Below are 6,628 nucleotides of genomic sequence, written 5' to 3' on the forward strand. Positions count from 1 at the left end.
CGCGGCGCGCTGATTATGCCGCAACACCAGCGTACTCTGGTACGGATCAGTGCGCCTGATCCCAGTTATCACCGACACCAATATCTACGCGCAACGGAACATCCAGTTTCATGCTGTTTTCCATGAGCTGACGAATTTTTGCGCTGGCCTTTTCCACGTCCTGCTCCCTGATTTCAAATACCAGTTCATCGTGAACCTGCATAATCATCGTAACCTGCGGCGCATCAGGCTCCTGCAACCAGGCGTCCACGTCAATCATGGCCCGTTTGATAATATCTGCCGCCGTGCCCTGCATCGGCGCGTTAATCGCTGCACGCTCAGCCGCTTTACGACGAATCGCATTGGCGGATTTGATATCCGGCAGCCACAGCCGACGTCCATCCAGCGTCGAGACGTAACCCTGTTCAGAAGCCTGCTGGCGCGTATTTTCCATATACTTCAGCACACCCGGATAGCGTTCAAAATAGCGCTCCATATACAGCCTGGCCTCGCCCGCATTAATATTCAGCTGACGGGATAAGCCAAACGCGCTCATACCATAGATCAAACCGAAGTTAATTGCCTTGGCGCTGCGACGCTGCTCGTTGGTCACTTTATCAACGCTGACGCCAAAGACTTCTGCAGCCGTAGCCCGGTGAATATCCTGACCTTCCGCAAAAGCAGTCAGCAGTCCTTTATCCTGTGACAAATGCGCCATAATACGCAGCTCGATCTGCGAATAGTCAGCCGCTACGATGCGGCAACCTTCTGGCGCGATAAAGGCCTGACGGATACGTCGCCCTTCTTCATTACGCACCGGAATATTTTGCAGGTTAGGATCGGTCGAAGAAAGACGCCCCGTTGCCGTTACCGCCTGTTGATAAGAGGTATGCACCCGCCCTGACCGTGGATTAATCATCTGCGGCAGCTTATCGGTATAGGTTGATTTCAGCTTAGAGAGCCCGCGATGCTCCAGAATCACTTTGGGCAATGGGTAATCCAGCGCCAGCTCTGCAAGGACCTCCTCACTGGTCGATGGCGCGCCGCCCGGCGTTTTTTTGGTGGGTTTGATGCCCTGTTTTTCAAACAGAATGGTTTGCAGCTGTTTAGTGGAAGAGAGATTGAACGGCTCGCCCGCCAGTTCATGCGCTTTCTCTTCCAGCTCTTTAAGGCGAGCGGTCAGCTCCTGTGAGTGCTTGCCCAGGATATGCTGATCGATTAATACGCCGTTACGTTCAATACGCGAGATCACCGTTAGCAGCGGCATTTCGATCTCTTCAAAAACTTTTCTTGGGCCCGCCTCTTTTTCCAGCTCCGGCCACATTTTTAAATGCAGCTGCAGCGTAACGTCTGCATCTTCTGCCGCATAATGTGCCGCCTGCTCCAGAGCGATCTGGTTGAAGGTGAGCTGATTTTTGCCTTTTCCGGCGATCTCGGTGAAGGTCACCGTTTTATGGTTGAGCCAGCGCGCTGCCAGACTATCCATATCATGCTTACCGACGACGGTATTCAGCATATAGGACTCAAGCATGGTATCGAATTTAATCCCGGCCAGCTCGATGTCATAGTTCTTTAAGACGCTACGATCGAACTTCAGGTTTTGACCGACTTTCAATGCGCTTTTATCTTCCAGCAGCGGCTTAAGCTGTGCCAGCACCGCATTCCGATCCAGCTGATCCGGCGCATCCAGATAATCATGGGCCACAGGCAAATAAGCGGCTTCGCCTGGCGCTACGGCAAAGGATAAACCGATAATATTGGCGGTTAAGGTATCCAGCGAGTCTGTTTCCAGATCAAAGGCAAACAGCGAACTGTGTTTCAGCTTATCCAGCCAGCTATCGAATGTGTCCTGATCAAGGATGGTTACGTAGCCATCCGAAGAGAGTACGCTGACGCTTTCCGGCTGCGGCACTGCTGCTTCCTCTACCGCCTTCTGTGCGCCGCTGTTACTTTTCCGTCCCTGCAACCATTTCCCTTCTTGCAGATCGGTAATCCAGCGGCGGAATTCATAATGGCGGAACAAGCCAAGCAGCGTTTCTACGTCCGGCTCGTTAACGGTGAGTTGCTCGCAGCCGATATCAAGCTCTACATCCGTTTTGATGGTTGCTAACTGATAGGAGAGCAGCGCAACCTCTTTATTCTGCTCCAGTTTAGCCGCCATGGTTTTCGCGCCACGGAAGCTAAGGTCAGCGATTTTATCCAGATTGTCATAAAGCGTCGTAATGCTGCCCAGCCCCTGCAACAGCGCCTGTGCGGTTTTTTCACCCACGCCCGGGACGCCCGGAATGTTATCGGATGCGTCACCCATCAGAGCCAGAAAATCAATAATCAGCTCAGGCGGAACACCGAACTTTTCTTTTACTTCATCCGGTCCGAGGATGGCGTTATTCATGGTATTAATCAGAGTGATATTCGGCGTAACCAACTGCGCCATATCTTTATCGCCGGTGCTGATTAACACCGCACGTCCCTGCTTCTCCGCCTGAAGGGCCAGCGTGCCGATAACATCGTCAGCCTCTACGCCAGAAACCGCTAACAGCGGCAAGCCCATCGCACGCACCATATTATGCAAAGGCTCTATTTGCGCACGAAGGTCATCCGGCATAGGCGGGCGATGAGATTTGTAGTGCTCAAATAATGCGTCACGGAAGGTTTTGCCCTTTGCATCAAAGACTACCGCTACATGGCTGGGTTGATACTGCAGCAGCAAGCTACGCAGCATATTCAGCACGCCGTACATTGCTCCGGTTGGTTCCCCGGCACTGTTGGTGAGCGGCGGAAAAGCATGGTAAGCGCGGTAAAGGTAGGAAGATCCATCTACCAGAATCAAAGGGTTTTCTGCGATTTGAGCCATAAGTTTCACGTTCCAGGATGATCGTTGGTATGGCATAAGGATGCCACATGATACGGATAAATATGAAATAACCTGGACGGAAGTTTAGGGAAAGCTCAGAAAACGCTAAGCGGAATTTGCCTGATGACCTGTGGATAACTTTGTGTGCAAAATTGCTAACGTATTGTTATTTACGTAAATATACAATATATGGTAAAAATTATTCTTTTCTTATCAACCTGTTGGATCAAGAAAACGATCCTGTCAGTGGAAAAGTCAAAATAGATCAAATGTGGATATAAATATCAGCGATCCTTTTTTGATCACCGACGTCTTATTAATTTAATCACGAAATCATCCGCCACTCCCTGCTTATTTTTTCAACAGAGACTGCGGGAAAGTATACGTCAGGAATAAAAAAACGCCGGGATAACCCGGCGTCTTTTTTAGATCGTTTTTACTGCTTTTGCAGCAGGAATTTTACGACATTGGCATATTGCTGAACGAAGTTATCCATTGAGCTGGTATCCAGCCCGCCGTTGTTAACCATATATTTGCCATTAACAAACATTGCCGGTACACCGCGCAGTTCGACATCCGCTGCCGCTTTCTGCTGCTGAGCAACCAGCGCTTTTACCGCAAAGCTATTCCAGGCCGCATCGTATTCTTCTGGTTTAATCCCGGCGGCCTTCACAAAGGCTTCTTTCAGGCTGGCAGGATCGGTAATCGTTTGGGTTTTCTGGATACCTTCAAAGATAGGCGCGGTAACCTGCTCTTCAACACCCAGCGCCATCGCAACTGCCCAGGCGTGCGTCATGATCGGGCCCAGGTCGCCACCAAGAAAATCAACATGATATTTGGTGATTTTGACACCTTCCGGCAGGGCTTTTTTTACGGCATCACCAACATGGTAAATTTCTTCGAACTGATAACAGTGAGGACAGAAAAAGGAGAAAAACTCCATTACCTGAGGCTTACCGGCTACCGGCTTATCCAACGTAACGTATTGCTGACCATCGGTGAACTGCGCAGCTGAGGCACTGAACGCCAGTACGACACCGACCAGCGCAAGCCATAATTTTTTCATTTCGAGACTCTCTCCATAATCAAACATCAATATTCAGGCATTAACCGCAGGGGCGGCTGCTGTAATACGGTATTTTGCTCTCTGAAGGACGCAATTTGCCTGCGCCAAAAATCTTCTTCCGTCATCCACGGAAAGCTACGCGGAAAAGCAGGATCCTGCCAGCGACGAACAATCCACGCCAGATAATAAACCATGCGCATAGCGCGTAAAGGTTCAATTAATGACAATTCGTTAATATCAAAGTCTCTGTATTCACCATACGCCTCCAGCAGAATATCCCACTGGATACGCTGCTGCTGACGATCGCCGCTTATCAGCATCCAGAGATCCTGGACCGCAGGGCCATTGCGGGCATCGTCCAAATCAACAAAAAGCGGTCCGTCACGCCACAGGATATTACCTGGATGACAATCGCCATGCAGGCGTAACGGCGTCCAACTGCAATGCCAATATGTCTGTAAAGTGCTCCTCAACGCCGCAATGCTCGTATTGAGATCATTTCGTAACGAAGAAGGGATCAGTCGACACTCCTGTAAGATTTGTGCGGGCTCCTCAATATATTCCTGCAGCCCTATGTCAGGGCGAGCCGTAAACAGCTTACGTTCGCCGGTTTGGTGGATGCGTCCCAGAAAGCGACCTACGCTCTCAAGCTGATCGTCATTATCCGTTTCGTATTGTCGACCACCAAGGCTGGGGAATACCGCAAACCAAAAGCCATCATGCTGCTGCAATGTACTACCGTTGAGTATCAGCGGCGCAGCAAGCGGCACCTCATCCTGCTGAAGCTCCAGCGCAAACTGATGTTCCTCTTCAATCTGGGCACGGCTCCAGCGCTGCGGGCGATAGAATTTAACGACATAACGCTGCCGCTCTTCATCAGAAAACTGATAGACGCGGTTTTCGTAGCTGTTAAGTGCGGTTAGCCCGGAATCGACGCGCAAACCAGCATCCCAAAGCGCATCAACAATAGTATCAGGATTGAGGGTGTGAAAATGAAAGGCGGTATTTTCCATCGTGCATCTCTGTTCAGTGCCTGCAGCGGGTAAGAATAACATTGATCGGTCAGCACGACAGAAAGCGCAGAAGATTAATCCTTAATTATGCCGCGTGCGCGCAGCAACGCCGTTTTGAAATCTTCCTCGTAATCCTTTTTAAGGCCGGGAATGGCTTCTTGCTTATCTGCACCACGCATTTTTAAATGATAGATCAGAATATCATCGGTTAATGCAGACAAGGGACCGTCAAAGCCTGACTCGTCCGCCAGTTTTTGTAAGAATTGCAGCAGGTTAAGATCCGGCTCGCTTTGCCAGGCCGGTTGTAGCAGTTCCAGTAGTTCATTCAGTCGATGGTATTTCATAAAGTTTATCCATAATGGTTAACTGGATGCTACGTTAGCAGGGTTATTCCCACAATAAAAGAGAGGGTTTGCGCGTGAGCAAGCAGCGGGAAACAATATCTGGCGTCATTCTTGCCGGAGGACGTAGTAGCCGTATGGGGGGACAGGATAAGGCGCAATTGCTGCTACAGGGAAAACCTTTGTGGCAGCATGTCTGGCAGCGGCTGGCTCCGCAGGTAGACAACATTAGTATCAGCGCGAACCGCAACCTGAGGCATTATCAACAGAGCAAGCTGCGCATTATTAATGATGTATTGCCCGACTATCCTGGGCCGCTAGCCGGCATGTTGAGCGCGTTTCAGCAAATCGATAGTTCGTGGCTCGCCTTCTCCGCCTGCGATACGCCATTCATACCCGATGATTATGTTATACGCCTCTGGCAGCAGAAACAGCAGGCACCCGCAGTATGGGTACGTTCAAATCAACGCGATCATCCTGCGCTGGCCTTAATTAATCGTCAGGTCATGTCTGAACTGGCCCTTTACCTGGCTAGCGGCGAGCGAAGAGTAATGCATTTTTTACAACAGGTGGGCGGACATGCCGTGTTATTTAACGATAATGAGCAAGCTTTCGTTAATATCAATACGCCAGAAGAATTAGCACATTATGAGGGGAAGCACTAAATGTTGCCCATACTGGCTATCGCGGCCTGGAGCGGAACCGGAAAAACAACGCTGCTTAAGCAGCTCATCCCTTTATTAAAAGAAAAAGGGGTCCGGCCAGGACTTATCAAACATACGCATCACGATATGGATATAGATATACCCGGTAAAGATAGTTATGAATTACGCAAAGCGGGTGCTGATCAGGTGTTAGTCGCCAGTCAGCAACGCTGGGCATTAATGACTGAAACGCCGGATAACAAGACAATAGATTTTAATTTCCTGATAAGTCGCATGGATAAGCGTTCTTTAGATCTGATTTTGGTAGAGGGGTTTAAAGATGAGCCGATCCCGCGCATTGTTTTATGCCGCGATCGTAGCGAGGAAGAAATAAAGGAGCTGCTGGATGAGCATGTTATCGCCGTGGCCAGTGATTGTTCACTTGATGTTTCGGTACCGCTGTTAGATCTGAACGAGCCTACAGCTATTGCCGGGTTTATTGTGCAATGGCTGAAAGAGTGTCCCTGAGAAGGGGCATTGGTGTTATGTTGCCAAATAATAGATACGAAAAAGCCTCAGCTTTCGCTGAGGCTCTGTCGTTATCTGATGCCTGGCAGTTCCCTACTCTCGCATGGGGAGGCCCCACACTACCATCGGCGCTGCGGCGTTTCACTTCTGAGTTCGGCATGGGGTCAGGTGGGACCACCGCGCTCTCGCCGCCAGGCAAATTC

6 protein-coding genes and 1 rRNA gene are annotated in these 6,628 nt (G+C 50.0%); 2 read left to right on the forward strand and 5 right to left on the reverse strand.

The annotated features are described in order from the left end of the window. Positions 1-46: 46 nt before the first annotated feature. From polA to ACQE3Y_RS18335, 4 genes are all read right to left on the reverse strand, one after another. Positions 47-2,833 (reverse strand): DNA polymerase I, encoded by a 2,787-nt coding sequence (gene polA / locus ACQE3Y_RS18320; protein WP_426982214.1) that lies wholly within the window; start codon positions 2,831-2,833, stop codon positions 47-49. A 436-nt stretch (positions 2,834-3,269) separates the two neighbouring features. Further along, a complete protein-coding gene (gene dsbA / locus ACQE3Y_RS18325; protein WP_426982215.1) occupies positions 3,270-3,899 on the reverse strand; it encodes a thiol:disulfide interchange protein DsbA in 630 nt (209 codons plus the stop codon). A gap of 26 nt (positions 3,900-3,925) precedes the next feature. Continuing rightward, entirely contained in the window at positions 3,926-4,912 is a 987-nt protein-coding gene (locus ACQE3Y_RS18330; RefSeq protein ID WP_426974889.1) for a serine/threonine protein kinase, read from the reverse strand. Between the two features lie 74 nt (positions 4,913-4,986). Then, a complete protein-coding gene (locus tag ACQE3Y_RS18335) occupies positions 4,987-5,256 on the reverse strand; it encodes a YihD family protein (protein ID WP_085069223.1) in 270 nt (89 codons plus the stop codon). A gap of 74 nt (positions 5,257-5,330) precedes the next feature. Here ACQE3Y_RS18335 and mobA point away from each other — a divergent pair, with 74 nt between their 5' ends. Then, positions 5,331-5,918: a molybdenum cofactor guanylyltransferase MobA gene (mobA, locus tag ACQE3Y_RS18340; protein WP_426982216.1), complete on the forward strand. Its 588-nt coding sequence runs from the start codon at positions 5,331-5,333 to the stop codon at positions 5,916-5,918. Next, complete coding sequence (gene mobB / locus ACQE3Y_RS18345) at positions 5,919-6,425, forward strand: molybdopterin-guanine dinucleotide biosynthesis protein MobB (protein ID WP_426982217.1); 507 nt, start codon at positions 5,919-5,921, stop codon at positions 6,423-6,425. A gap of 80 nt (positions 6,426-6,505) precedes the next feature. Here the strand turns inward: mobB and rrf are convergent. Continuing rightward, positions 6,506-6,621: ribosomal RNA gene (gene rrf / locus ACQE3Y_RS18350) — 5S ribosomal RNA — on the reverse strand. Between the last annotated feature and the right edge of the window lie 7 nt (positions 6,622-6,628).

The sequence above is a fragment of the Pantoea sp. FN0305 genome (genome assembly GCF_050113845.1).
In the GTDB taxonomy this organism is placed as follows: Bacteria; Pseudomonadota; Gammaproteobacteria; order Enterobacterales; family Enterobacteriaceae; genus Mixta; species Mixta alhagi.

Excerpts from the sequence above, each read along its gene's own strand:
- dsbA (WP_426982215.1), bottom strand. The coding sequence starts at position 3,899 with ATGAAAAAATTATGGCTTGCGCTGGTCGGTGTCGTACTGGCGTTCAGT.
- ACQE3Y_RS18330 (WP_426974889.1), bottom strand. The coding sequence starts at position 4,912 with ATGGAAAATACCGCCTTTCATTTTCACACCCTCAATCCTGATACTATT.
- mobB (WP_426982217.1), top strand. The coding sequence starts at position 5,919 with ATGTTGCCCATACTGGCTATCGCGGCCTGGAGCGGAACCGGAAAAACA.
- ACQE3Y_RS18335 (WP_085069223.1), bottom strand. The coding sequence starts at position 5,256 with ATGAAATACCATCGACTGAATGAACTACTGGAACTGCTACAACCGGCC.
- polA (WP_426982214.1), bottom strand. The coding sequence starts at position 2,833 with ATGGCTCAAATCGCAGAAAACCCTTTGATTCTGGTAGATGGATCTTCC.